This is a genomic window from Streptomyces sp. NPDC050548, from assembly GCF_044457385.1.
GTDB lineage: Bacteria > Actinomycetota > Actinomycetes > Streptomycetales > Streptomycetaceae > Streptomyces.
The window spans coordinates 502,251-528,527 of sequence record NZ_JBITGV010000003.1; the positions used below are offsets into that span (position 1 = coordinate 502,251).

At 69.2% G+C, this 26,277-nt stretch carries 19 protein-coding genes and 1 pseudogene; 9 read left to right on the top strand and 11 right to left on the bottom strand.

The features are described 5' to 3' along the window. Nucleotides 1-52 precede the first annotated feature (52 nt). From ACIBJH_RS12505 to ACIBJH_RS12525, 5 genes and pseudogenes are all read left to right on the top strand, one after another. Nucleotides 53-1,642, top strand: coding sequence for an MFS transporter (locus ACIBJH_RS12505; RefSeq protein WP_399116801.1), 1,590 nt, complete (start codon nucleotides 53-55; stop codon nucleotides 1,640-1,642). Between the two features lie 53 nt (nucleotides 1,643-1,695). Continuing rightward, entirely contained in the window at nucleotides 1,696-2,340 is a 645-nt protein-coding gene (locus tag ACIBJH_RS12510; protein ID WP_399116802.1) for a TetR/AcrR family transcriptional regulator, read from the top strand. A gap of 284 nt (nucleotides 2,341-2,624) precedes the next feature. Next, a pseudogene (locus tag ACIBJH_RS12515) lies at nucleotides 2,625-3,576 on the top strand (endonuclease/exonuclease/phosphatase family protein). A gap of 99 nt (nucleotides 3,577-3,675) precedes the next feature. Further along, complete coding sequence (locus ACIBJH_RS12520) at nucleotides 3,676-4,893, top strand: MFS transporter (RefSeq protein ID WP_399116803.1); 1,218 nt, start codon at nucleotides 3,676-3,678, stop codon at nucleotides 4,891-4,893. A 165-nt stretch (nucleotides 4,894-5,058) separates the two neighbouring features. After that, a complete protein-coding gene (locus ACIBJH_RS12525) occupies nucleotides 5,059-6,336 on the top strand; it encodes a hypothetical protein (protein WP_399116804.1) in 1,278 nt (425 codons plus the stop codon). A 93-nt stretch (nucleotides 6,337-6,429) separates the two neighbouring features. On the opposite strand, the gene ACIBJH_RS12530 is transcribed toward ACIBJH_RS12525, so the two are convergent. The 4 genes from ACIBJH_RS12530 to ACIBJH_RS12545 all read right to left on the bottom strand — a co-directional run bounded on the left by ACIBJH_RS12530 (nucleotide 6,430) and on the right by ACIBJH_RS12545 (nucleotide 12,049). Beyond that, the gene (locus ACIBJH_RS12530; protein ID WP_399116805.1) at nucleotides 6,430-8,466 is read right to left on the bottom strand and encodes an NAD(+) synthase; all 2,037 of its coding nucleotides are present in this window, start codon (nucleotides 8,464-8,466) and stop codon (nucleotides 6,430-6,432) included. A gap of 100 nt (nucleotides 8,467-8,566) precedes the next feature. Next, nucleotides 8,567-10,525 (bottom strand): protease pro-enzyme activation domain-containing protein, encoded by a 1,959-nt coding sequence (locus tag ACIBJH_RS12535; protein WP_399116806.1) that lies wholly within the window; start codon nucleotides 10,523-10,525, stop codon nucleotides 8,567-8,569. 226 nt (nucleotides 10,526-10,751) lie between these two features. Then, complete coding sequence (locus tag ACIBJH_RS12540; protein WP_399116807.1) at nucleotides 10,752-11,381, bottom strand: DUF305 domain-containing protein; 630 nt, start codon at nucleotides 11,379-11,381, stop codon at nucleotides 10,752-10,754. After that, nucleotides 11,378-12,049 (bottom strand): DUF3105 domain-containing protein, encoded by a 672-nt coding sequence (locus ACIBJH_RS12545; protein ID WP_399116808.1) that lies wholly within the window; start codon nucleotides 12,047-12,049, stop codon nucleotides 11,378-11,380. Before ACIBJH_RS12545 ends, ACIBJH_RS12540 begins: the two co-directional genes overlap by 4 nt. 354 nt (nucleotides 12,050-12,403) lie before the next feature. Here ACIBJH_RS12545 and glnA point away from each other — a divergent pair, with 354 nt between their 5' ends. Further along, on the top strand, nucleotides 12,404-13,765 hold the full coding sequence (gene glnA / locus ACIBJH_RS12550) for a type I glutamate--ammonia ligase (protein ID WP_093631824.1): 1,362 nt from the start codon (nucleotides 12,404-12,406) through the stop codon (nucleotides 13,763-13,765). A 22-nt stretch (nucleotides 13,766-13,787) separates the two neighbouring features. Here the strand turns inward: glnA and ACIBJH_RS12555 are convergent, their stop codons facing one another. The 5 genes from ACIBJH_RS12555 to ACIBJH_RS12575 all read right to left on the bottom strand — a co-directional run bounded on the left by ACIBJH_RS12555 (nucleotide 13,788) and on the right by ACIBJH_RS12575 (nucleotide 18,149). Further along, the gene (locus ACIBJH_RS12555) at nucleotides 13,788-14,807 is read right to left on the bottom strand and encodes a TolB family protein (RefSeq protein ID WP_399116809.1); all 1,020 of its coding nucleotides are present in this window, start codon (nucleotides 14,805-14,807) and stop codon (nucleotides 13,788-13,790) included. Further along, nucleotides 14,804-16,087 (bottom strand): MFS transporter, encoded by a 1,284-nt coding sequence (locus ACIBJH_RS12560; protein WP_399116810.1) that lies wholly within the window; start codon nucleotides 16,085-16,087, stop codon nucleotides 14,804-14,806. The genes ACIBJH_RS12555 and ACIBJH_RS12560 overlap by 4 nt, the downstream gene beginning before the upstream one ends. 1 nt (nucleotide 16,088) lies before the next feature. After that, the gene (locus ACIBJH_RS12565; protein WP_399116811.1) at nucleotides 16,089-16,964 is read right to left on the bottom strand and encodes an alkaline phosphatase family protein; all 876 of its coding nucleotides are present in this window, start codon (nucleotides 16,962-16,964) and stop codon (nucleotides 16,089-16,091) included. A gap of 170 nt (nucleotides 16,965-17,134) precedes the next feature. Continuing rightward, nucleotides 17,135-17,575, bottom strand: a complete 441-nt coding sequence (locus ACIBJH_RS12570; protein WP_399116812.1) for a VOC family protein — start codon at nucleotides 17,573-17,575, stop codon at nucleotides 17,135-17,137. 61 nt (nucleotides 17,576-17,636) lie between these two features. Next, entirely contained in the window at nucleotides 17,637-18,149 is a 513-nt protein-coding gene (locus ACIBJH_RS12575) for a pyridoxamine 5'-phosphate oxidase family protein (protein ID WP_399116813.1), read from the bottom strand. Between the two features lie 173 nt (nucleotides 18,150-18,322). Here ACIBJH_RS12575 and ACIBJH_RS12580 point away from each other — a divergent pair, with 173 nt between their 5' ends. Then, entirely contained in the window at nucleotides 18,323-21,322 is a 3,000-nt protein-coding gene (locus ACIBJH_RS12580; RefSeq protein ID WP_399116814.1) for a bifunctional [glutamine synthetase] adenylyltransferase/[glutamine synthetase]-adenylyl-L-tyrosine phosphorylase, read from the top strand. 177 nt (nucleotides 21,323-21,499) lie between these two features. Here the strand turns inward: ACIBJH_RS12580 and ACIBJH_RS12585 are convergent, their stop codons facing one another. Together ACIBJH_RS12585 and ACIBJH_RS12590 are read right to left on the bottom strand one after the other, a co-directional pair. Further along, entirely contained in the window at nucleotides 21,500-22,360 is an 861-nt protein-coding gene (locus ACIBJH_RS12585) for a phosphatase PAP2 family protein (protein ID WP_399116816.1), read from the bottom strand. Nucleotides 22,361-22,490: 130 nt separating this feature from the next. After that, entirely contained in the window at nucleotides 22,491-23,525 is a 1,035-nt protein-coding gene (locus ACIBJH_RS12590; protein WP_399116817.1) for a LacI family DNA-binding transcriptional regulator, read from the bottom strand. Nucleotides 23,526-23,875: 350 nt separating this feature from the next. Here ACIBJH_RS12590 and ACIBJH_RS12595 point away from each other — a divergent pair, with 350 nt between their 5' ends. Continuing rightward, entirely contained in the window at nucleotides 23,876-25,150 is a 1,275-nt protein-coding gene (locus tag ACIBJH_RS12595; RefSeq protein ID WP_399116818.1) for an extracellular solute-binding protein, read from the top strand. Between the two features lie 116 nt (nucleotides 25,151-25,266). Further along, the gene (locus ACIBJH_RS12600; protein WP_399116819.1) at nucleotides 25,267-26,271 is read left to right on the top strand and encodes a carbohydrate ABC transporter permease; all 1,005 of its coding nucleotides are present in this window, start codon (nucleotides 25,267-25,269) and stop codon (nucleotides 26,269-26,271) included. Nucleotides 26,272-26,277: the final 6 nt, after the last annotated feature.

Sequence of the window (26,277 nt, forward strand, 5' to 3'; positions counted from 1 at the left end):
AAGATTTACGATACGGCACGGTCCCGTATCGTAATTCCCTAGTCTGGACCGCATGACCACTCCACCCGTCCCGGGCACCCGGATACCCGAAGCGGTGCACCGTCGCCGCTGGGCCATCCTCGGCGTGCTGATGCTGAGCCTGCTGATCGTGGTGCTCGACAACTCGATCCTCAACGTCGCCATCAAGACCATCTCCACCCCGGCCCCGACCGGCCTGGGCGCGACACAGAGCGAGCTGGAGTGGGCGATCAACGCCTACACCCTCGTCTTCGCCGGCCTGCTGTTCACCGCCGGCCTCCTCGGCGACCGGCTGGGCCGCAAGAAGGTCCTGCTCGGCGGTCTCCTCGTGTTCGGCATCGGCTCCGCGCTGGCCGCCGAGTCCGGCTCGCCCGATCAGCTGATCGGCTTCCGGGCCCTGATGGCGCTCGGCGCCGCCTTCGTGATGCCCGCCACCCTCGCCGTCCTCATGAACGTCTTCGAGCGCGAGGAGCAGCCCAAGGCCATCGGCATCTGGGCCGGCGGCGTCGGCCTCGCCATCGCGATCGGCCCGATCACCGGCGGTGTCCTCCTCGACCACTTCTGGTGGGGCTCGGTCTTCCTGATCAACGTGCCGATCGTGATCGTCGCGCTCGCCCTGATGATCTGGCTGGTCCCCGACTCCCGCGACCCGAAGCCCGGCCGCCTCGACCCGATCGGCGTGATCCTGTCCGTCGTAGGCCTCGTCCTCCTGGTCTACGGCATCATCGAGGGCGGCGAGCTGGCCGACTTCACGGCGCCCAAGGTGCTGTCGACGATCCTCGCCGGTGTCGCGGTCCTCGCCGGGTTCGTCTGGTTCGAGAAGCGCAGCGACCACCCGTCCATCGACGTCACGTACTTCAAGAACAAGGTGTTCTCGGCCGCGATCGCCGCCATCGCGCTGGTCTTCTTCGCACTGATGGGCGTGACCTTCTTCTCGGTCTTCTACACCCAGAGCGTGCGCGGCTACTCGCCGCTGCAGACCGGTCTGCTGATGCTGCCGCTGGCCGCCGCGCAGATGATCTTCGCGCCGCGCGCCCGGCTGGTCGTCGACCGCTTCGGCAACCGGATCACGACCGGCGTCGGCCTGCTGCTGCTCGCCGGGACGCTCTCCGCGTTCGCGACCCTCAAGGCGGACACGCCGATCTGGATCCTGGAGGTCGTCTTCTTCCTCATGGGCGCCGGCATGGCACACGTCATGACCCCGACCAGCGTGGTCATCATGCAGGCACTGCCGCGTGAGAAGGCGGGCTCCGCGTCCGCGCTGAGCAACACCTTCCGTCAGGTCGGCGGCGCGCTCGGCATCGCCGTACTCGGCTCGGTGCTCTCCACCGCCTACCGCAACGGCATCGAGGGCAAGCTCGGCTCGGTGCCGGCCGCCCTGCGCGACACGGCCGGCGAGTCCATCGAGGCCACCCTCGGCGTCGCCGCGAAGCTCGGCCCGCAGGGCAGGGCCCTGGTCGGCCCGGCCAACGACGCCTTCCTGCACGCCATGCACGTCACCGCCCTGTGCGGCGCGGGCGTCGCGGTCGTAGGCGCGGTGGTCGCGTTCCTCTTCCTGCCCGGGAAGCCGACGGTCCGTCAGGAGGGCAAGGAGGAACAGGAGTTGGTCGTCGTGGGCGAATAGCGACGACAATCACCACAGACGGCAACGGGGTGACAGCGAAGGGACGGAGTGAAGTGAGCCTTGCCGACAACGGCACCGCCACCGGCACCGACAACGGGACCCGGCAGTGCGCTCCCACCAGGGGGCGCCCGCGCAGCGAGGCCGTCGAACGCGCCATCACGGAAGGTGTGATGAAGCTCCTGGAGGAAGGCGTGCCACTGGCCGAACTCTCCATCGAGCGCATCGCCCGCACCGCCGGTGTCGGCAAGGCCACCATCTACCGCCGCTGGCCGGGCAAGGAGGAGTTGTTCGTCGACGTCATCCGTGACGCCGAGCCGCACGACCCCGAACTGCCCGGCGCCTCCCTGCGCGACGACCTCGTCGCCATGATGGAACAGCTGCGCCAGCGCGGCCTGATGACCCGCTCCTCGGCCCTTCTGCACAACGTGTACGCGCAGATGAAGAGCGCCCCGAAGGTGTGGGCCGCCTATCACGCGACCGTCGTGGAGCCCCGCCGCCGCAAGCAGGTCGAGCTGCTGCGCCGGGGCCAGGAGAACGGCGAACTCCGCACCGACCTCGACGCCGAGCTGATGAACGACATGCTGGTCGGCCCGATGCTCCTGCGCACCGTCATGCGCGCCGACGCCGACCTCCCCGAGGGCCTGTCCGAACTCCTCGTGGACACCGTGCTGGTGGCCCTGCGCCCGGACAGGTCCTAGCCGATCCGTATATGCGCGTCTCGTCACAAACGGGTCCTACGGACCCGGATTCGGAACCCGTGGCGCCGACTTGTTCGTCCTCGTGCCAGTACGGCCGTCATGGGACGGCGGATCGGAACCGATCATCCCCTAGGGTCGTAGGCGCGGGGACGATGGTGTGCACGGCAGTAGTGAGGCGAAGGTATGGCACAGCAGGCGTATGTGGCGGAGACGGACGACGGCGGCTCGGGGGACGAGCCGCACGGAAACCGACTTCGGCGCCTGCGGAACAGACTGTTCGACGGCTGGCGGGGCGACCGGAGGATCTGGCGCCGGGGTCTCGTCCTCGCCGCGCTGGCGATCGTCCTGGCCCTCGTCATGCTGCTCCACTCGCGCATCCCGAACCGGATCGGCAACCTGGGCAGTCTCACGGAGACCTTCCTGCCCTGGTTCGGGATCACGATCCCGCTGCTGCTGGTCCTCGGCCTGGTCCGCAAGTCGGCGACCGCGCTGATCGCCGTCGTACTCCCGGCGGTCGTCTGGCTGAACCTCTTCGGCGGGCTGCTGCTCAGCGACAAGACCGGCACCGGCGGCAACCTGACCGTGGCCACGCACAACGTGAACGCCGACAACCCCGACCCGGCCGGTACGGCCCGTGACGTGGCGGCGTCCGGCGCGGACATCCTCGCCCTGGAGGAACTGACGGCCTCGGCGGTCCCGACGTACGAGAAGGCGCTGGCGTCGACGTACAAGTACCACGCGGTCGAGGGCACGGTCGGCCTGTGGAGCAAGGACCCGATGACCGACGTCCAGGCCGTGGACATAAAGCTGGGCTGGACCCGCGCGATGCGCGCCACCGTCACCACCCCCGAGGGGCGGATCGCGGTCTACGTCGCCCATCTCCCGTCGGTGCGGGTGAAGTTGAAGGCCGGGTTCACGGCCCGGCAGCGCGACACGAGCGCCGACGCGCTCGGTGAGGCCATCGCGGCCGAGCCGCTGAAGCGGAAGATCCTCCTCGGCGACCTCAACGGCACGATGAACGACCGTTCGCTGAACGCCGTCACCGCCCAGATGCGCTCCACGCAGGGCGCGGCGGGCGACGGCTTCGGGTTCAGCTGGCCGGCCTCGTTCCCGATGGCGCGGATCGACCAGATCATGGTCCAGGGCGTGGAGCCGGTCACCTCGTGGACGCTCCCCAGGACCGGCAGCGACCATCTCCCGATCGCGGCTCGTGTGAACCTGGACACGAGCTCTTAACCTCGTGGAATAGAGCGCCTGGGAGTCTTTGTTCCGTAACTGAACTTAACCTGTTCGGTACGGAACTCCGCTCTCCCCTTGAAAGGCACAGGCACCTCCATGCCCCTGGCCCTGCTCGCTCTGGCCGTCGGCGCTTTTGGTATCGGCACCACCGAATTCGTGATCATGGGCCTGCTGCCCGAGGTCGCGGACGACCTCCACGTCTCGATCCCCACGGCGGGACACCTGGTCTCGGCGTACGCGCTGGGCGTCGTCATCGGCGCCCCGCTCCTCGCGGCGGTCACCGCCCGCCTGTCCCGCCGCACGGTCCTGATCGGCCTGATGGTCCTGTTCGTGGCGGGCAACGCCCTGTCGGCCCTCGCCGCGAACTACGACTACCTCCTCGTCGCCCGCTTCCTCAGCGGCCTGCCGCACGGCGCCTTCTTCGGCGTAGGAGCCGTCGTCGCCACGACGATGGTCGCGCCCGAACGCAAGGCGCGCTCCGTCTCGTTGATGTTCCTGGGCCTCACGGTCGCCAACATCGTGGGCGTGCCCGCTGCCACGCTGATGGGCCAACACCTGGGCTGGCGGGCCACGTTCCTCGCGGTGAGCGTGATCGGCCTGGCGGCGATAGCGTCACTGGCCGCGCTGATCCCGCACGACCACGCACACGCCCCGGCGGTGGGCCTGCGCCGCGAGATGGCGGCGCTGAAGTCCCTCCCGGTCTGGCTGGCCCTCGGCACGACGGTGGCGGGCTTCGGCGCGCTCTTCTCGGCGTACAGCTACATCACGCCGATGCTCACGGAAGCGGCGGGCTTCGCCGACGGCAGCGTGACGCTGCTGCTGGCCCTGTTCGGCGTGGGCGCGACGGCAGGCAACCTGCTGGGCGGCCGCCTGGCGGACCACTCCCTCCGGGGCACGCTGTTCGGCGGATTGGTCTCCCTGGGCGCGGTCCTGGCCCTGTTCCCGCTCCTGATGACCACGGAGTGGAGCGCGGCACTCGCGGTCGTCCTGCTGGGCGTAGCGGCGTTCGTGACGGGCTCCCCGCTCCAGCTGATGGTGATGGAAAAGGCCGCCGCGGGCCCCTCGTTGGCCTCCTCCGCGAACCAGGCGGCCTTCAACTTGGCCAACGCGGGCGGCGCCTGGATCGGCGGCCTCGCCCTGGCGGCGGGCTTCGGCGCTACGTCACCTGCCGTGGCCGGCGCGCTGTTGGCCGTACTGGGCTTGGGAGTTGCCGCCACGGCGTGGAGTGTGGACCGGCGTCGGGCGGTGCCGGGTCGCGAACGCCTGGTCGCAGCGCATGTCCCCACCCGATCCTCCCCGGCACTGCACCCCTGATTTCGCCCACCCGCCCGTTTCGGGCAGTTGAGGGGTTCACCACGGCAACAGGCTGCGATGTGACGAGCGACACATCGAAATCCTCAAGATTCTTTGCCGGTACGACGAGCGTCCGAGCCCAGAGGTAAGAGCCTTTCTCCCGACCTCTCGGCAAGGAGCCGCACGTTGATAACCATCTACGTCGGAGTCGACGACGCAACCGATCTGCGCGAACTGGTCACCTCGACCATGAAGGAGCTGGAGGAGGACCTGACGGATCCGCGCGGCAACGGTCGCATTCGGCCTCCCGCGGTTCTGCCTCCGCTTGATCCGGCGATGGGAACGGACGCCCTCGTGCTGCGGATGATCAAGCGCATCCAGGACACCCGAGAGCGTTTCGAGGAGGAGAACGTCTACCTGCGGTCGATATGCCCGGACTGCTTGACCGACGGGAAATGGCAGTGCTCACGGCGTACGGGAGACCGGCGCGACGACGCGGCGGATGTGGCGCATTCGTCGATGAACCTCATCTCACGAACCCTGCTCATGCTCGCTCGTGCCTGCGGTCCGCAGCTCGCGCCGATCACCCGGGAAGCCCTGCTCGCCGCGCTGACAGCGCGCAATGCCGCGATCGAGGGGGATCACGCGACAGTCGACGAGTTCGGCCGGATCTGGCTCGGGATCACCCGCCCCGAGAGGTGGCGCGAGGCGGTGGAGATGGCGCTGCTGGGTGACTGGGTCGACAGGCTGGGCAGGGGTGTTCTTCGTGATCCGGCCGTGGTGGACCTCTTGCGGCGCCACACCGAGATCGAACATCGACATCTGCAACCACTGTGGGAACGCAAGGTGAATGGCAGCAGGGTGTCCCTGCTCAGTCGGCCGGTCGGCACCGATCTGACCCTGCGGGACCTCCTCGTGGAGGTTCGAACGCCCGAGGCCCAGGTGCTGCACGGGGAGCGCGAGAGCCGGGTCGCGGCGGTGCTGCGCAGACTCACGCCGGAAGAAGCGACCGTGGCGGCGACATGGCCGAGACGCCGGAACTCGGCTGGCGGCAGGCGGCGCTCGCCGAGCGGCTCCCCGACACGTTCGGCGAACGGGTCCGACGCAAGGTCAAGCGACTCGGCAGGCAGTACACCGAGCGTGCCCGGATCGCGGTCACCGCAGTGGCCGGTGTGGCATGAACTGCTGTCACCCGCCCGGTCCTTCGGAGCCGGTGAGCCCAGGAGTCCTGCTGAGCGCACCCAGCGGGCCCGCGTTCACCGCGCTGGTCAGTACGGGTACGGCCACCACCGCGCTGATCAGTGGGGCAATCCCCGCCGGCTCTCCGCTCGTGTGGCCCGTCGTGGTGCTGTGTCTTGGTTCCATGGCGTACGACCTGGGTGTACGAGCTGTGCGGCGGTCCGGCGAAACCGCAGGGGTCCGAAAGTGCGCCGGCGGCACGGGGCTCTCCGTCAGGAAGTGTGACACTTCTGCGCGAAGTGACACACTCTCCCGGCTCACCCTCTCGGAGGCCCCGCGTGCCGCCGACCTCCGAGAGGGGCGCCGAACGATCAGTGACTAGTCGAACCGCTCCAGATCCCGCAGCCAGGTCGTGGCCGACCCGTCCGAAGGCGCCCGCCAGTCTCCCCGGGGCGACAGCGAACCCCCCGCCGACACCTTCGGCCCGTTCGGCATCGCCGAGCGCTTGAACTGGGCGAAGCCGAAGAAGCGGCGGCAGAAGACCTCCAACCACCGCCGGATCTCCGGCAGTTCGTACGCCACCCGCTTCTCCTCCGGGAAGCCGGGCGGCCAGGCCCCCGCCCCCGCGTCGTGCCACGCGTGCCACGCCAGGAACGCGATCTTCGACGGGCGGAAGCCGTAGCGCAGGACGTGGAAGAGCGTGAAGTCGTGCAGCGCGTACGGGCCGATCTTCGACTCCGTCGACTGCATCTCCTCGCCGGGCACCAGCTCGGGACTGATCTCCGTGTCGAGGATCGCGGTGAGGATCTTGCCGGTCTCCTCGTCGAACTGATCGCTGCTCACCACCCAGCGGATCAGGTGCTGGATCAGGGTCTTCGGTACGCCCGAGTTGACGTTGTAGTGGCTCATCTGGTCGCCGACGCCGTACGTCGACCAGCCCAGGGCCAGTTCCGAGAGGTCGCCCGTGCCCAGCACGATGCCGTTGCGCTGGTTGGCCAGGCGGAACAGGTAGTCCGTGCGCAGGCCCGCCTGGACGTTCTCGAAGGTGATGTCGTACACCGGCTCGCCGGAGGCGAAGGGGTGGCCCATCTCCTTCAGCATCAGGCGTGCGGTCGGCGTGATGTCCAACTCGGCCGCCGTGACGCCGATCGCCCGCATCAGCGCGTGCGCGTTGTCCTTCGTGTGGTCGCTGGTCGCGAAGCCCGGCAGCGTCCAGGCCAGGATGTCGCTGCGCGGACGGCCCGCGCGGTCCATCGCGCGCGCGGCGACGATCAGCGCGTGCGTGGAGTCGAGACCCCCGGAGACCCCGATGACGACCTTCGGGCCGCCGATCGCCGCGAGCCGCTGCTGCAGGCCCTCGACCTGGATGTTGTACGCCTCGTAGCAGTCCTGCGCGAGCCGCTCCGCGTCGGCCGGCACGAACGGGAAGCGCTCCAGGCGCCGCCGCAGCCCCAAGTCACCCAGTGGCGGCGCGAGTTCGAAGCCCACCGTGCGAAAGTCCGACGTCCGCGCCCGGTGCGTACGGCGGTTGTCGTCGAACGTGCCCATCCGCTGCCGCTCCTGCCGCAGCAGATCGAGGTCGATGTCGGCCACCGCGTGCTCGTCGCCCAGCGGGAAGCGGTCGGTCTCCGCCAGCAGTGCGCCGTTCTCGTAGATCATCGCCTGGCCGTCCCAGGACAGGTCCGTCGTCGACTCGCCGAGGCCGGCCGCCGCGTAGACGTACGCGGCGAGACAGCGCGCGGACGCCGAGCGGCAGAGCAGTTTGCGGTCCTCGGCGCGGCCGACCGTGATCGGGCTGCCGGAGAGGTTGACGAGGACCGTGGCGCCCGCCAGAGCGGCCTCGGCGCTCGGCGGCACCGGCACCCACATGTCCTCGCAGATCTCCGCGTGGAGTACGAGGGACGGGACGTCCCGCGCCGCGAACAACAGGTCCACGCCGAACGGGACTTCCTCCCCGCCGACGCGGATCGTCCCGCCGCGCTCGTCGGCGCCGTCGGCGATCTGGCGGCGCTCGTAGAACTCGCGGTAGTTCGGCGGGTACGACTTCGGTACGGCGCCCAGGACCCGGCCCCGGTGCACCAGCACCGCGCAGTTGTAGATCCGGTTGCGGTGCCGCAGCGGGGCGCCGACGACCAGCACCGGCAGCAGGTCCGCGGACCCCGTCACCACGTCCCGCAGCGCCTCCTCGACCTGGTCGAGCAGCACGTCCTGGAGCAGCAGGTCCTCGATGGAGTAGCCGCACAGGCCCATTTCCGCGAAGACGGCGACGGCGACGCCCTCCTCGTCGCACCGGCGGGCGTGGCGCAGGACCGCTTCGGCGTTGGCGTGCGGGTCCGCGATCACGGTGTGGCCCGTGCAGGCGGCGACGCGGGCGAAGCCGTGCTGATAGATCGACCAGAAGTTCAGTGGAGGCACGGGTCCACTGTAATCGTCAGTGAGACGCGATGGGGTGGCGCGGGGTGTCGAATACCCCACGCCACCCCATCAACAGGTGACTCGCCCACCGCCTACCGGGTCAGTGGTGACCCTTGGGGGAGATGAACGACTCGACGTAGCCGTTCGCGGGCGTGCCCACGCCGGTCACGTCGTCGTAGCCCTTGACCGCGGACAGCGAGCTGTCCTTGCCGAGGCTGCGGACCGAGGTCAGCAGGCCCTCGGTGGCGTCGAAGCCGTTGGCGAAGTCCACGCGGGCGACCGCGAGGTCCGTGCCGGTCGGCTTGTCGGTCACGTCGTGGTAGACCTTCGTGCCGTACTTGGCGTAGATCGACGGGTTGGCGAAACCGATCGCCTTGCCGCCGCGCGCCTCCTGGGCCAGGGCCTGGACCGCCGCGATCACCGGGGAGGCGAGCGAGGTGCCGCCGATCCGGTACTCGCTGTACGACTCCGAACCGTCCGACTGGGTCTGCGTCTGGCCGACCTTGAAGCCGGTGTTCGGGTCGGCGATCGCCGAGATGTCCGGGACGACACGGTTGCCGGTGGCGCTGTTGGCCTTGGCGAGCGCGTCCGGGACGACACCCTTCTGGTAGAAGGGCTCGGCCACGGTCTTGCTGGTGCCGCCGCCCGCGCCCGAGGTGAAGGCGCCCGGGAAGGCGGTCCAGCTCTTGCCGTCGGCCGACAGCGAGGCCTTCTCGGTGCCCCAGCCGGTCTCCCACAGGTACTTGTCGCCCTTGCCGACGGCGAGGGAGGTACCGCCGACCGCCGTCACCCACGCCGAGTTGGCCGGGGTGTCGACCTGCTTCGTCTTGGTGTTGGCGACCTCGTCGCCGTTGTCACCGGAGGAGAAGTAGAAGCCGATGCCCTCGACCGCGCCCAGCTGGAACACCTGGTCGTAGGCGGCCGCGAGGTCCGGCGTCTGGTTGGCCTCGATGTCGCCCCACGAGTTGGAGACGATGTCGGCCAGGTGGTTGTCGACGATCTTGTTGAGCGAGTCGAGCAGATCGTCGTCGTTGCAGGACGCGGCGCCCACGTAGGTGACGTTCGCGTCCGGCGCCACCGCGTGCACGGCCTCGACGTCGAGGGTCTCCTCGCCGTACCAGCCCGAGGCGTCGCACTTGTCGGCGGCGGTGTCGGTGTAGTCCGAGGGGAGGACCTGCTTCAGCTGGCTGGTCGTCCACTTGGCGTCGCCGTGGTTCTTCGCGTAGGTGGCCGCGTCGAACGCGATGGTCGGCGAGGCGTAGGCGTCGGTGATGGCGACGCGCACGCCCTTGCCGGTGTACTTGCCGGCGCCGTAGGCGGCCCGCAGCTGCTTGCCGGTGTACCCCTCGACGGCGTACGGGATCTTCTTGCCGTAGGCCGAGGGCAGGGTGGTCGCGGTGTTGGAGCCGTAGTACGAGGAGAACGGTCCCGAGTTCTTGAACACCGCGGTCGGACCCGGCAGCGTGTCGTCGTGGCTCGCCTGGTGCGGGGCGTTGTCGAGACCGGTGACGGTCAGGACGGCACCGTTGAGGCTGTCCGGCGCGGAGGCCGTCTTCGACGGGGCGCGGTAGGTCTTCGAGCCCTTCGAGTAGTTGTGCAGCGAGGTGCTGAACGCCTTCTCGACCGCCGCCACGTCACCGGAGACGGTGACGTAGTGCTGCGTGGTGCCGGTGACCTTCAGCCCGGCGGACTTCAGCCAGGACTTGACGGCGGTCACCTGGGCCGTCGTGGCGCCGAAGCGCTGCTGCACCTGAGCGGCGCTCAGGTACTTGCCGTACAGAGCCGAACTCGGGTCCGAGACGGCCTTGGCGTACGCCGCGAGACCGGAGGCGTTCCGGCCGGCGAGGTAGACCCGGGCGGAGACCTTGGAGCTGTCGGAGGTGGCTCCCTTGTCCGCCTTGGCCGTCGCCCACGCGGGCTTGGTGCCCGCGAGGGCGTCCCGGCCCGGGGTGTCCGCGGCGTGCGCCGCGGGTATACCGAGCGCCAGAGCGCCGGCGATCATGGGCAGTGTCGCTGCCATGCTCACGCCGGCGCGCACGGTGGCGCGATTGGATCTCATAAAACCCCCTGCTATGCGGTTCCACGCATGGAGTGGTTGGTCGTCGTCGATCCGTACGGAACCTGCGGCGGGAAGGTCCGCGGATGGATCACACGTGGGCCCACTCTTTCGATGAACCGTTCATGCCAGGGGAACGCAAAAGTCAAGAGAAACCCAAGGAACCGTCACTCAGGGCGAATTGGGCGCTTTTTTCCTTACGGGCGTGTAACGAACGACCGGGGACGCTTTACGAACGCGCTTTTGCGCCACGCTCCTTGAGCATGTCGGCCATCAACTGGATCTCCGACTGCTGCGCGTCCACCATCCCCTGCGCCAGCCGTTTCTCCACCCCCACCGTGCACTTCTCCACACACCCCTCGGCCATGTGGATCCCGCCCTTGTGATGGTCCGTCATGAGCTGCAGGAAGAACACCTCGGCGGGCTTGCCGCTCAGCGAATTCAGCTTCTTCAGCTCGGTGTTGGTCGCCATCCCCGGCATCAGCGCGCCGTCCTTCCCGGACGCCATGTCACCCATGCCCATCCAGGTCATCGGCGGATCGGCCGACACCTTCGGCAGGTCCCACAGGTCCAACCAGCCCAGCAGCATGCCCCGTTGATTGGCCTGCGTCTGCGCGATGTCGTACGCAAGGCGCCGCACTTCCACATTCTTCGTGCGATCCCGCACGATGTACGACATCTCGACGGCCTGCTGATGATGGACCGCCATGTCCCGCGCGAACCCGGCGTCCGCCGAATCGGCCGTAGGAGTGGGGGAGTTGGTCGATCCACCGCCGTCCTCGGCGACCGCGTAGGTGATCGCGCCGGCCGCGACCAGCGCCACCGCCGCGGCCCCCGCGATCAGTCCCACCTGCCTCACTGCGACAGCCCGCCCGTGCAGGCCGCACCCGGCTCGGGTGTCTGCTTGCCCTGCACGAACTCGGCGAAGAACTTGTTCACGTCCGGGTCGCTCGCGCTCTTCGCGGTCCGCTGGTGCCCCCACGCCGACAGCATGATCGGGTCCTTCTGGCTGTCGTACGGACTCATCAGCGAGTACGGCGTCGACTTCACCTTCGCCGCGAGCGCCTTGACGTCGGCCGCCGAGGCCTTCTTGTTGTACGTCACCCAGACCGCGCCGTGCTCCAGCGCGTGCACCGCGTTCTCGTCCTTGACGGCCTTGGTGTAGACGTCGCCGTTGCAGTTCAACCAGACCGGGTTGTGGTTGCCGCCGACCGGCGGGTGCATCGGGTAGTTCACCGTGCCGGTGACGTGGGTGCGGCCCAGCGTCCCCTTCCACGTGTTCACGCCGTCCGAACCCGCGACGAAGTGCCCCGAACCGCTGTTCTTCGAGTCGCTCGCGGAACTGTCCTTCTTGCCGGACTGCGCGTGCACGACGGCGACCCCGCCGATGACGAGACCGGCGACGACCACCGCGCTCGCCACGATCTTCACGAGCTTGGCGCGTCGCTCGCGGGCCTGCTCGGCGCGCCGCATCTCCTCGATGCGGGCCTTGCGCGCCGCGTTGCCGGTGTTCTTCGCGGAACCCATGAGATGTGTGTCCTTTTGGGGGAAGGGACGGGAAGGTCGGAACCCACTGATCGTAGTGGGGGAGTAAGGGGTTCTCGTAGGGCGCCCACAGCAAAGACCGCGGAAGAGTGCGAAGTGCCCCGGGCCAGGCATTACGAATGTCAGTCCGAGCAGGCAAGATGGTCAGCAGATGGGCATCGCACAGGCATCAGCGCGGGACACCTGCCGTTCGTGAGCCGTTCAACCCGAGGACGGCCGGTCGATCAAGGTCGGCAACGCGCACGAAATGGTGTTGTGGTGGGATGCTCAGGTGCCCGACCGCCTCCTGCGGTACGAGGACAGGCGGCCTGACCAGCAAGGATGGGGAAGCGGAAGATGGACAAGCAGCAGGAGTTCGTGCTCCGGACGTTGGAGGAGCGCGACATCCGGTTCGTACGGCTGTGGTTCACGGACGTGCTGGGCTTCCTCAAGTCCGTCGCCGTGGCCCCCGCCGAGCTGGAACAGGCCTTCGACGAGGGCATCGGCTTCGACGGCTCCGCGATCGAGGGCTTCGCCCGCGTGTACGAGTCCGACATGATCGCCAAGCCGGACCCCTCCACCTTCCAGGTCCTGCCCTGGCGCGCCGAGGCCCCCGGCACGGCCCGCATGTTCTGCGACATCCTCATGCCGGACGGCTCCCCGTCCTTCGCGGACCCGCGGTACGTGCTGAAGCGCGCCCTCGCCAAGACCTCCGACCTCGGCTTCACCTTCTACACCCACCCCGAGATCGAGTTCTTCCTCCTGAAGGACCGCCCCCTCGACGGCTCCCGCCCCACCCCCGCCGACAACTCCGGCTACTTCGACCACACCCCGCAGAACGTGGGCATGGACTTCCGCCGCCAGGCGATCACCATGCTGGAGTCGATGGGCATCTCGGTCGAGTTCTCCCACCACGAGGGCGCACCGGGCCAGCAGGAAATCGATCTGAGGTATGCGGACGCCCTGTCCACGGCGGACAACATCATGACGTTCCGCCTGGTCATGAAGCAGGTGGCGCTGGAGCAGGGCGTGCAGGCGACCTTCATGCCGAAGCCGTTCTCGGAACACCCGGGAAGCGGCATGCACACGCACCTGTCTTTGTTCGAAGGCGACCGCAACGCCTTCTACGAGTCGGGTTCGGAGTACCAGCTCTCCAAGGTCGGCCGCTCCTTCATCGCGGGCCTGCTGAAGCACGCGGCGGAGATCTCCGCGGTCACCAACCAGTGGGTCAACTCCTACAAGCGCATCTGGGGCGGCTCCGAGCGCACGGCCGGCGCCGGCGGCGAGGCCCCCTCGTACATCTGCTGGGGCCACAACAACCGCAGCGCCCTGGTCCGCGTCCCCATGTACAAGCCCGGCAAGACGGGCTCGGCACGGGTAGAGGTCCGCTCCCTGGACTCCGGCGCGAACCCGTACCTGGCCTACGCCCTCCTCCTCGCCGCCGGCCTGAAGGGCATCGAAGAGGGCTACGAACTCCCCCCGGGCGCCGAGGACGACGTCTGGGCCCTCTCCGACGCGGAACGCCGCGCGATGGGCATCGAGCCCCTGCCCCAGAACCTGGGCGAGGCGCTCACTCTCATGGAGCGGAGTGACCTGGTCGCCGAGGCCCTCGGCGAGCACGTCTTCGACTTCTTCCTGCGCAACAAGCGGCAGGAGTGGGAGGAGTACCGCAGCGAGGTCACGGCGTTCGAGTTGCGGAAGAATCTGCCGGTGCTCTAGTCCGGTCCGTTCTGCTTCCGTCCTACTGCACGAACGCGGGGGACACGGCCGCGGTGCTGATGCGCCGCGGCTTTCCCGTGCCGTCCGCCGGTACCTCGTACAGATCCGCCCCGTAGTCGCCGGGCAGTGCGTAGACGATCGTGCGGTCGTCCCGCCACACCGCCTGGTCGTCCACGCTTCGGGGCTCGGCCAGCGGAGTTTCGCGCATGGTGCGGAGGTCGAGGACGTACAGGTGCCACGGGGCGTCCTTCGGGAGGCCCTTGACGCGTTTCTTGTAGGCGATGCGGGTGCCGTCGGGGGACAGGGACGGGCATTCGACGTTCGTGTGGATCGTGGTGACCGTGTGCGCCTTCAGGTCGCCCTTGACCAGGTACGTCGTCCCCTTCGTCGCCAGCGTCGCGTAGAACGTGCGGTCGTCCGCCGCGAAGGTCACGCCCCAGAAGTTGACGTCGGCCGCGTGGTAGACGTGACCGTCCTTGAGGATGCGGAACGACTCCAGGGACGGGGTCAGCCGGCCCGACCTCGTGTCTACGATCGCCGCTCGGGTCGAGAAGTTCGTGCCCGCGTACGAGTCGCCGCCGACGAATGCCGTCCAGGCCGCGTAGTGACCCGTGGGGGAGACGCGGGCCCGGGAGGGGATGCCGGGGACGTCGTAGCGGGCCTTCTCCTTGAGGTGGGCGTCGAGGATCAGGGCGCGGTAGGTGTCCGTGACCGTGCCGTGGACCGCCTGGAGGCAGACTCCGGTGCCCGAACTGGCGTAGAAGCGGAGGCATTTGAGGCCGGAGGCGGTGCGTGGGGCGGAGGGGTCGGAGGCGGGGACCGTCGTGAGTTCGTCTCGGTGGGGGCCCCAGGCCATGTTGCGGAACACCATGGTGCCGGGGGACGTGAGGGTGACCCGGCCCGCGGTGACCTGGGGGCCGTCGGGCTGGACCTGGTCCCGCTGCCCAGCGCGCGCCGACGCGTGGAGAACCGAGGCGACGGCGATCCCCGCCAGCAGGACTATCGCCGTGGTGAGGATCAGGACGCGATTGCGCAGGGTCATCGGGCAGGCTCCAGGACTGATGATCGGCCGGGGCGGAGTGTCAGGGCGAACACCGCGCAGAGCGTCAGTGCCGCCGCCGACGCCATGAGCGCCGTACGGTCGCCCCACAGCGTCCATGCCGCGCCGAAGCCCAGCGAGCACACGAACCGCGCCGCCGCCTGGCCCGTCTGCACCAGCGCCAGGCCCGACGAGCGCAGCTCTTCCGGCACGCTGTCCGAGGCCGCGGCCATCAGTACGCCGTCGGTCGCCGCGTAGAAACCGCCGTGCAGGAGGAGGACGGCGTAGGGGAGGGCCGTGCCGTGCCAGGAGGTCAGCAGCAGGGCGTACGCCGTGAGGAGGGCGCCGTGGCCGGACAGGAATATCCGCCAGCGGCCTACGCGGTCCGCGAGGCGGCCCAGGGGAACGGCGAGGAGCAGGAAAGCCGCTGCCGTGCCCAGGGGGAGCAGGGCGAACCAGCGGTCGGGGACGCCGAGGCGGCGTTGCAGGAGCAGGTACACGAAGGAGTCGCTCACCGTCGCCAGGCCCAGCAGCAGTGCGCAGATGGTGATGCGGCGCAGGTCGCGGCGGGCGAGCAGGGCGAAGGCGGCGCGGAGGGTGGGGCGGCTCGAAGGTGTCGGTGCCGGTGTCGGCGCCCATGCCCGGCCGCCCGGCACGAACAGCACCAGTACCAGCACCCCCACCACCGCCACGCAGAAACTCACCGTGAACACCGCGTCGTACCCGTCCACCGTCGCCCGCAGGATCAGGAACGCCACCAGTGGGCCGAGCAGCGCGCCCGCCGTGTCCATCGCGCGGTGTACGCCGAAGGCGCGACCGCGGTTCTCCGGGGTGGAGGAGAGGGAGATCAGCGCGTCGCGCGGTGCCGTGCGCAGGCCCTTGCCCGTGCGGTCTGCGGCCAGGATCAGGCCGATGGGGGTGAGGGTGTGGGCCAGGAGGAGGAGCGGCTTGCAGGCCGCCGAGACGGCGTAGCCGATGCCCGCGACCCACTTGTGCCGGCCGCCGCCACGGTCGGCGAGGTGGCCGCCGGCCAGGCGGACGAGTGCCGAGAAGCCGTTGTAGATGCCGTCCAGGAGACCGAAGCCCAGCGGTGACAGGCCGAGGCCCGTCACCAGGTACAGCGGCAGCACCGCGGTCACCATCTCGGACGACACGTCGGTGATCAGGCTGACCGCGCCGAGTGCGAAGACCGTGGGGGCGACCACGGCGGACACCCGCGCCGGAGTACCCGTAGTACCCGCGGTGGTGCTTTTGGCGTTGGCACGGCTGTCCGCCACGTACATCTCAGGACGCCCAGATGCCGGTGATGTCCGCGGCCGAGGCCGCGTTGCCCGCGTGGGTGGTCAGGCCCTGGGAGTCCTCCAGGGTCCGCAGCAGGTTGTAGTGGTTGTACGTGGTCGAGGACGTGGCACCCGCGGTCACCGGCTGGCCGTAGAAGACCGTCGGGATGCGGTTGCCGCTGAGCAGGTTGTCCTCGTCGAAGGTGACGACGAGCAGGCTGTTGTGCGTCTTGGCCCAGGTCGCGTACGCGCCGAGGTTGTTCTTCAGCCAGGTGTCACCGGTCGCCACCGAGCAGTCGTGCATGTCGCTGCACAGGTTGGGCGTCACGAAGGAGATGTCGGGGAGCGTCGTGTAGTCCGTGGGGAACTGCGCGAAGGTCTTCGCCGTCGACGTCGCGACGTTCGAGAAACCGAACCAGGGGTTGTGCTTGCGCGCGTAGGTGCCGCTGCTGCACGTCGTCGAACCTTGGCTGGGCAGCGTCTCGTTGTAGCTGGCCCAGGTGCCGCCCGCCGCCGTCACCTCGGAGGCGAGGTTCGCGGCCGAGGAGAAGCCCGCCGTGTAGCAGCTGTCGCTGGTGATGCCCTGGGTGGAGCCGGAGAACAGGGCGAAGTAGTTCGGCTGGCTCGGGTGAGTGATCCCGTACGACTGGGTGAGGGCGGCGCCACCGGACGCGAGCGAGTTGATGTAGGGGGCACTGGAGGAGCCGATGACCTGGCTGTAGGCGTGGTTCTCCATGACCACGACGACGACGTGGTCCGGGGTCGGCACCACGGTCGCGGCATGCGCGGTCGAGGCGGTGCCGAAGCCGGTCCAGACCCCGACGGCGGCTGCCGAGAAGGCGAGCGCGGACGCCACGACGGCGCGACCGCGACGGTACACGGAACCAACGGAACCGCGGGAACCGCGGGAACTGCCAGAACTGTCAGAACTGCCGGACACTTCAACCTCCGGGTGGGGGGAGGACGGGGGTGACGGTGCGGACAGAGCATGCACACGCCAAAATGCCCGCATCCCACCTCACCCAACCCGATGGATGAAGAAGTGGTGAACTACTGCTCTCCAGCCGCCAGTTGGGCCAGCACCTGATGCAGCGGCTCGGTGGCCCGCTTCCGGTACTCCTGGATCGCCCAGCCGTTCCCGTCCGGGTCCTTGAAGTACATGAAGGTGGCCCCGTCCTGCGGCGCGAACTGCACCGGCTCGCTGACATCGAGCCCGCGCGCGGTCAGCTCGTCGTAGGCCGCCTTCGCGTCCTGCACGCACAGCTGCATGCCGTGGTACGTCCCCGGCTGCGGCGTCCCGGTCGGCACCTGCAGACCGTCGACCAGCGCGATCGAACAGCCGGACCCCGGCGGCGTGAGCTGCACGATCCGTACGCCCTCCATCACCTCACCGTCGAGATCGACATGGAAGCCGACCTTGTCCTGGTAGAACGCCTTGGCCCGGTCCACGTCGGAGACGGGGAGAAGGATCACTTCGAGGGTCATGTCCATGGCTTGACTCCTTTGTCAGGCACGTCTTCAGGCACGTCTTCAGGCACCTTTGTCAGGCGCGTCACGCGAACCGCCACCGCGTCTGGCTGAACGGCTCCCCCTTACCGAAGCCGAAAACCGTGCGGGGCGCCACAGCGAAGACGAACGCGGATCCGCCACCGTGCTGGAAGGCCCCGTCCCGCACCTCGAAGTGCCAGAAACTGCCGTACTTCGCCTCCCACGCGGCGGCCAGTCCCCGCAGCCGGTCCTCGTCCTCGACCCGCACCGCCGCGCCCTCGACGACCAGGTCGTACCCCTTGTCCCAGGTGCTCGTGCCGGTCGTCAGCACGACGTTCGGGTTCTCGGCGAGGTTGCGCGCCTTGCGCTCCTCCGGCCCGGTGCAGAAGTGCAGCGCGCCGTCCGCCCACACCGCGGGCAACGGCGTCACATGCGGGCGCCCGTCCGGCCGCACCGTCGAGATCCAGAACTGCTCGGCCGCCGAGAGCCGCGCCTCGGCCGTGGCCCAGTCGGTCGCGGTGGCCGCCGGGTCGCTGTAGCGGGGGTCGAGACGGGTCTGCGGTGCGTTGTCGGTCATCGGATACCCCTAGTCCCTGAGTCGTACGTCATCGGCTTCTCCCGGAGTCGTCGGTCGTCCCGTAGTGGAGACCCCGTACCCCTCCGGAACTCATCGCCGCACGCCCCGGGGCCACCGCCCGCACCTGCGGTTAGGCTCGGGACGTTACGACCTTGATCCGAGGGAGGCCGAGGATGACGGCGCCGGGACGCAGAAGCAGTACCTTCACGCGGCTGCTGCGGCACGGCTTCACCGATCCCTCGGCCGCCGAGCGGCTCCTGGAGAGCGCGGAGCTGGCGCCGATAAGGAACGACCCGGTCCTGCTGGAAGCGCTGGGCGCCACCGCCGACCCCGACCTCGCCCTTCAGGGTCTCGTACGGCTCCTGGAGGCGCAGCCCGAGCCCACCGCGCGGCGCGAGCTGACGGACACGCTGATCGCGGCGAAACCCCTACGGGACCGCCTGCTCGGTGTGCTCGGCGCCTCCGCCGCCCTCGGCGACCATCTCGCCCGGCATCCGCGCGACTGGCACGCCCTCGTCATGTACGAGCCCCGCGACCTCCACCCCGGGGTGGAGGAGTTCGAACGAGGGCTGGCGGAGGCCATCGACCCGGTCGCCCTGCGCGTCGCCTACCGCCGCTGTCTGCTCTCCATCGCCGCCCGCGATGTGTGCGGCACCACCGACCTCGCGCAGACCGCCGCCGAACTCGCCGACCTCGCCACCGCCACTCTCCGCGCCGCCCTCGCCATCGCGCGCGCCGCCGCACCCGACGAGGCCGCGCTGTGCCGGCTCGCGGTGATCGCGATGGGCAAGTGCGGCGGGCACGAGCTGAACTACGTCTCCGACGTCGACGTCATCTTCGTCGGCGAGGCGGTCGACGGCGCCGACGAGGGCAAGGCGCTGCGCGCCGCCACCAAGCTCGCCGCCCACATGATGCGGATCTGCTCCGAGACCACCGTCGAGGGCTCCATCTGGCCCGTCGACGCCAACCTCCGCCCCGAGGGCCGCAACGGCCCCCTGGTCCGCACCCTCGCCAGCCACCTCGCCTACTACCAGCGCTGGGCCAAGACCTGGGAGTTCCAGGCCCTGTTGAAGGCCCGCCCGGTGGCCGGCGACCTCGCGCTCGGCGCGGAGTACGTCACCGCCCTCGAACCCCTCGTGTGGAAGGCCGCCGAGCGCGAGAACTTCGTCACCGACGTGCAGAAGATGCGCCGCAGGGTCGTCGAGAACATCCCCGCCGCCGAGATCGACCGCGAACTGAAACTCGCCCCCGGCGGCCTCCGCGACGTCGAATTCGCCGTCCAGCTCCTCCAGTTGGTGCACGGCCGCGCCGACATCTCGCTGCGCAGCGGCACCACGCTCGTCGCGCTCCAGGCCCTCGCCGCCGGCGGCTACGTCGGCCGCGAGGACGCCGCCCGGCTCGACGACGCCTACCGCTTCCTGCGTACGATGGAACACCGCATCCAGCTCTACCGGTTGCGCCGCACCCACCTGGTCCCCGTCGAGGAGACCGACCAGCGCCGCCTCGGCCGCTCGATGGGCCTGCGCACCGACCCGGTGGCCGAGCTGAACCGCGAGTGGAAGCGCCACGCGACCGTCGTACGACGCCTGCACGAGAAGCTCTTCTACCGTCCGCTGCTCGACGCGGTCGCCCAACTCGCCCCCGGCGAGGCCAGGTTGAGCGCCGAGGCGGCCCGCGAACGCCTGGTGGCCCTCGGCTACGTCGACCCGGCGGCGGCCCTGCGCCACATCGAGGCCCTCGCCTCCGGCGTCACCCGCAAGGCCGCCATCCAACGCACCCTGCTGCCCGTCCTGTTGGGCTGGTTCGCGGACTCCGCCGACCCGGACGCGGGCCTCCTCAACTTCCGCAAGGTCTCCGACGCGCTCGGCAAGACCCCTTGGTACCTACGGCTGTTGCGGGACGAGGGCGCCGCCGCCGAGAACCTCGCCCGCGTCCTGTCCGCCGGCCGCCTCGCCCCCGACCTCCTGATGCGCGCCCCCGAAGCGGTCGCCCTGCTCGGCGACGGCGACGGCGGCAGCGGCCTCGAACCCCGCGAACGCGCCCACCTGGACCAGGAGATACTGGCCGCGGTCGGCCGCGCCGACGACGCCGTCCAGGCCGTCACCTTCGCCCGCGGCGTCCGCCGCCGCGAACTCTTCCGCACGGCCGCCTTCGACATCGTCGGCTCCTACGGCACCGAGACGCAGCCCGTCGAGGCCGACCAGGGCGCGCTCGTCGACCGGGTCGGCGGCGCCGTCTCCGACCTCACCGCGGCGACCCTCGCCGGCACGCTGCGCGCGGTCGTCCGTGACGGCTGGGGCGACACCCTGCCCACCCGCTTCGCCGTCATCGGCATGGGCCGCTTCGGCGGCCACGAACTCGGCTACGGCTCCGACGCGGACGTCCTGTTCGTGCACGAACCCCGCGAGGGCGTGCCCGAGCGCGAGGCCTCCGACGCGGCCAACAAGGTCGTCTCCGAGATGCGCCGGCTGCTCCAGGTCGCCAGCTCGGACCCGCCCCTGCTGATCGACGCGGACCTGCGCCCCGAGGGCAAGTCGGGGCCGCTCGTACGGTCGTTGAACTCCTACGAGGCGTACTACCGCCGGTGGTCGCTGGTCTGGGAGTCGCAGGCGCTGCTCCGGGCCGAACCCGTCGCCGGGGACGAGGAGTTGGGCCGCCAGTTCATCGAGCTGATCGATCCGCTGCGGTATCCGGCCGAGGGGCTCGGTGACGACGCCGTACGGGAGATCCGGCGGCTGAAGGCGCGGATGGAGTCCGAGCGGTTGCCTCGCGGCGCGGACCCTACGCTGCACACCAAGCTGGGGCGTGGGGGACTCTCCGACGTCGAATGGACCGTGCAGCTCATGCAGTTGCGGCACGGGTGGGTCGAGCCGGGGCTGCGGACGACCCGGACACGCGAGGCTCTTGCGGCGGCCTGTGCCGCCGAACTGATCTCTGCCGAGGATGCGTCCACATTGGACGAGGCGTGGGTGTTGGCGACGCGGGTTCGCAACGCGGTGATGTTGGTGCGCGGGCGGGCGGGGGACACGTTTCCGTCCGACCCGCGTGAACTTGCGGCGGTGGGGCGGTACTTGGGGTACGGGCCGGGGCATGTGGGCGACATGCTCGATGACTATCGGCGGACCACGCGCAGGGCCCGGGGGGTTGTGGACTCGCTGTTTTACGGGGCGTAGGCGAGTCGGTTGTCGGCTGCGGGTCGGTGGGGGCTGCTCGCGCAGTTCCCCGCGCCCCCAGTCCAGATGGCGCCCAGTGCAGGCGCCCCTCAGGGGCGCGGGGAACTGCGCGACCAGCCACGACGGCGCCGCAGCCGAAAACGACGGCACATCCCGCCCCCCCCGGCGGCGGAGCCTTCACGCCTTCGTCGGCAGCCGGCGCCCCTCCACCCCCCGTACCGCCACCGTACGAGGCAAGGCGTACGGGAAGGTGCCGTACCAGACGCGGGAGACGGCGAAGCCGAAGGCGAGGCAGAGCATGCCGCCGACCGCGTCGAGCCAGAAATGGTTGGCGGTGGAGACGATGACCATGAGGGTGGCCGCCGGGTAGAGGAGGCCGAGGATGCGGACCCAGGGGAGTTTCGCCAGGGCGAAGATCGTCAGGCCGCACCACAGGGACCAGCCGATGTGCATGGACGGCATCGCGGCGTACTGGTTCGACATGTGCTTCAGGTCGCCGGAGGCCATCGAACCCCAGGTCTGGTGGACCATGACGGTGTCGACGAAGTGGCCGCCGTTCATCAGGCGGGGCGGGGCCAGCGGGAAGAAGTAGTAGCCGACCAGGGCCACGGCGGTGGTCGCGAAGAGGACCAGGCGGGTCGCCGCGTACCGGCCCGGATGACTGCGGTACAGCCACACCAGGACACCCAGAGTCACCACGAAGTGCAGCGTGGCGTAGTAGTAGTTCATGCCGACGATCAGCCAAGTCACCGAGTTCACGGCGTGGTTGACCGACTGCTCGACGGCGATGCCGAGGTGGTTCTCCATACGCCAGATCCAGTCGGCGTTGCGCAGTGCCTCGGTCCGCTGTTCCGGAACCGCGTTGCGGATCTGTGAGTACGTCCAGTAACTCACCGCGATCAGCAGGATCTCGAACCACAGCCGGGGCCGGCGCGGAGTCCGCAGCCGGCGCAGGAAACCCTGCCCCGCGGCGTCCGCGACGGGGCTCGGAACGGCTTCTTCACGGCCTTCCAATGTCGTCACGGTGGTCTCACCCATAGACACAAAGTCTGCCAGAAAAGGCTTCCGCGACCGATCATCCCTTGGTCGGGTCCGGCTCGCATGTTCTACGACGAGAAGAGTCCCCGTATACTACCAGCGCACGGGAAACCGCCGCGTTTTCTCCCTCTTAGGGACGATTCCGTTCCCCAGGCGCCGAAGCCGTTGAACCCCGTACCACCAGTTCCGGCATGAACACGAACTCACTGTGCGGCGCGGGCGTCCCGCCGATCTCCTCCAGCAACGTCCGCACCGCCGCCTGTCCCATCGCCGGCACCGGCTTGCGGATCGTGGTCAGGGGTGGATCGGTGAAGGCGATCAGGGGGGAGTCGTCGAAGCCGACCACCGAGACCTCCCGGGGCACCGCCAGACCCCGCTGCCGGGCCGCCCGTATCGCGCCGAGCGCCATCATGTCGCTCGCGCACACGATCGCCGTGCAGTCGCGGTCGATCAGCGCGGCGGCGGCGGCCTGCCCGCCCTCCAGCGTGTACAGCGAGTGCTGGACGAGCCGTGTCTCCACGTCCTCGGCGGTCAGGGTCAGTTGATCTTGCATCGCGCGGACGAAGCCCTCGATCTTGCGTTGTACGGGTACGAAGCGCTTGGGGCCAAGGGCCAGACCGATGCGGGTGTGGCCGAGCGAGACGAGGTGGGTGACGGCGAGGGTCATCGCCGCGCGGTCGTCCGGGGAGATGAACGGCGCCTGCACCTTCGGCGAGAAGCCGTCCACGAGCACGAACGGCACGCCCTGCGCCCGCAGTTGCTCGTAGCGCTGCATGTCCGCGGAGGTGTCCGCGTGCAGTCCGGAGACGAAGATGATGCCGGCGACCCCGCGGTCGACGAGCATCTCGGTCAGCTCGTCCTCCGTGGACCCGCCCGGGGTCTGGGTGGCGAGCACCGGGGTGTAGCCCTGCCGGGTCAGCGCCTGGCCGATGACCTGTGCCAGGGCGGGGAATATCGGGTTCTCCAGCTCCGGCGTTATGAGACCGACCAGGCCCTCGCTGCGCTGCCGCAGCCGTACCGGACGTTCGTAGCCGAGCACGTCGAGGGCGGCGAGGACGGATTGGCGGGTGGTGGCGGCGACGCCCGGCTTGCCGTTGAGGACGCGGCTGACGGTCGCTTCGCTCACCCCCGCCTGGGCGGCGATGTCGGCAAGCCGTGTGGTCACGGGAGTGGACTGTACCGGCCGTCGGCGCGCTGCGGGTTGCTGCGTCATCGCGATCCCTCGTGTTCTGGTCAACGTACGACATGCGGCAAGTGCTTGCAGAGTCTTGCACAAGTGTCCCATTGCCCGCTCAGCCGCATCAACACTGGGTTGCGCGAGGGTCGAGGAGAGGTCACGGGCGGGTAACTCTCCAGCCGTCTTGCAGTTTTTTGCAGCAAGGACTTTCGCAACGCTTGCATCGCTGTTACGTTCGGCGACGCCCGGCGGCGGCGAAGGAGCGGTCGGCGAGTCACAGGGGCGGCGGACGGGCCCGCCCCCTGCGGCACACGGGCTTTCACCCTCAAGGAGAACTCATGCGGCGTGGCATAGCGGCCACCGCTCTGGTGGCGTCCCTCGCCCTCGCGGCGACGGCCTGCGGCGGCAGTGACAGTGACAGCGGCAAGTCGGACGGGCCGGTCACCATCACCTGGTGGGACACCTCCAACGCCACCAATGAGGCACCCACGTACAAGGCCCTGGTCGCCGAGTTCGAGGCCGCCAACAAGAACATCAAGGTCAAGTACGTCAACGTGCCCTTCGACCAGGCGCAGAACAAGTTCGACACCGCCGCCGGCTCCAAGGGCGCCCCGGACGTGCTGCGTTCGGAGGTCGGCTGGACCCCCGCCTTCGCGAAGAAGGGCTACTTCCTGCCGCTCGACGGCACCGAAGCCCTCGCGGACCAGGCCAAGTTCAAGCAGAACCTGATCACGCAGGCCCAGTACGACGGCAAGACGTACGGCGTGCCGCTGGTCACCGACACCCTCGCCCTCGTCTACAACAAGGCGCTCTTCGCCCAGGCCGGGATCACTCAAGCGCCCACCACCTGGGACGAGTTGAAGACCGACGCGGCGAAGATCAAGGCGAAGGCCAAGGTCGACGGCTACTGGGGCTCCACCCAGGCCTACTACGCGCAGACCTTCCTCTACGGCGAGGGCACCGACACCGTCGACGCCTCCGCCAAGAAGATCACCGTGGACTCCGCCGCCGCGAAGAAGGCCTACGGCACCTGGCTGAGCCTGTTCTCCGGCACCGGCCTGCACAAGGCCGACACCACCGCCGACGCCTACGCCCACATCCAGGACGCGTTCGTCAACGGCAAGGTCGCCGCGATCATCCAGGGCCCCTGGGAGATCACGAACTTCTACAAGGGCTCGGCCTTCAAGGACAAGTCCAACCTCGGCATCGCCCAGATCCCGGCCGGCTCCACCGGCAAGTCCGGTGCCCCGACCGGCGGTCACAACCTGTCGGTCTACGCCGGCTCGGACTCCGCGCACCAGAAGGCGTCCCTGAAGTTCCTCAACTTCATGACCTCCGCCGCCTCCCAGTCGACGATCGCGCTGAAGAACTCGACGCTGCCGACCCGCGACGACGCCTACACCGCCGCCGTCAAGGCCGACCCGGGCATCGCCGGCTTCCAGGGCGTCCTCGGCGTCGCCCAGCCGCGCCCGGCGCTCGCCGAGTACAGCTCGCTGTGGGGTCCGCTGGACACCGAGCTGCCCAAGATCGCCGGCGGCAAGGAGTCCCTCGACAAGGGCCTGAGCAACGCCGAACTGGCGATCGCCAAGCTGGTCCCGGACTTCAGCAAGTAGCCCCGTACGGCCGTCGGATCCGCCAGCGTGAGCGTGGGGGGACGGATCCGACGGCCGTCGGCCTGTGCGCAGGCCCAGGACCAACTCCTGAACTTCCAGAAGGTGTCGAACGAACCATGACAGTCGCCATCGACCGCGCGACCGGCAAGCGCCACGGTGACCGCGCACCCCGACCCGGACCCCGCGGGCGCCTCAAGTCCGCCTACCAGAAGCACTGGTACGCGTACGCGATGATCATCCCCGTGGTCGTCGTGCTCGGCGTCCTCGTGCTCTACCCCCTGGTGTACGGCCTCTACCTGACGCTCACCGACGCCAACAGCCTCAACACCGCGCGCACGATCGGTGTCAACCACATCGACGCCACCTACAAGTTCATCGGGTTCGACAACTACAAGGACATCCTGTTCGGCCCGACGTCCTACGACCGCTTCTGGTCGCACTTCATCTGGACGATCGTCTGGACCGCGGTCTGCGTCACCCTGCACTACACGATCGGCCTGGCGCTCGCCCTGCTGCTCAACCAGAAGCTGCGCGGACGCACCCTGTACCGGCTCCTGCTGATCCTGCCGTGGGCCGTCCCCACCTTCGTCACCGTGTTCGGCTGGCGCTTCATGCTCGCCGACGGCGGCATCATCAACACCGCGCTGCACACCCTGCGCCTGCCCCAACCCGACTGGCTGGAAAGCACGTTCTGGCAGCGGTTCGCCGCGATCATGGTCAACACCTGGTGCGGGGTGCCGTTCATGATGGTCTCCATGCTCGGCGGACTGCAGTCCATCGACGCCGCGCTCTACGAGGCCGCCGAGATGGACGGCGCGAGCCCCTGGCAGCGCTTCCGCCACGTGACCCTCCCGGGCCTCAGGTCGGTCAGCTCCACCGTCGTACTCCTCGGCGTCATCTGGACGTTCAACCAGTTCGCCGTCATCTTCCTGCTGTTCGGCAACACGGCCCCCGACGCCTCGATCCTCGTCACCTGGTCGTACTACCTCGGCTTCGGCCAACAGCCGCGTGACTTCGCCCAGTCGGCCGCCTACGGCATCCTGCTGCTGGCCATCCTGATCGTCTTCACCTCCTTCTACCGCCGCTGGCTGAACCGCAATGACCAACAGCTCGCGATCTGAGACAGG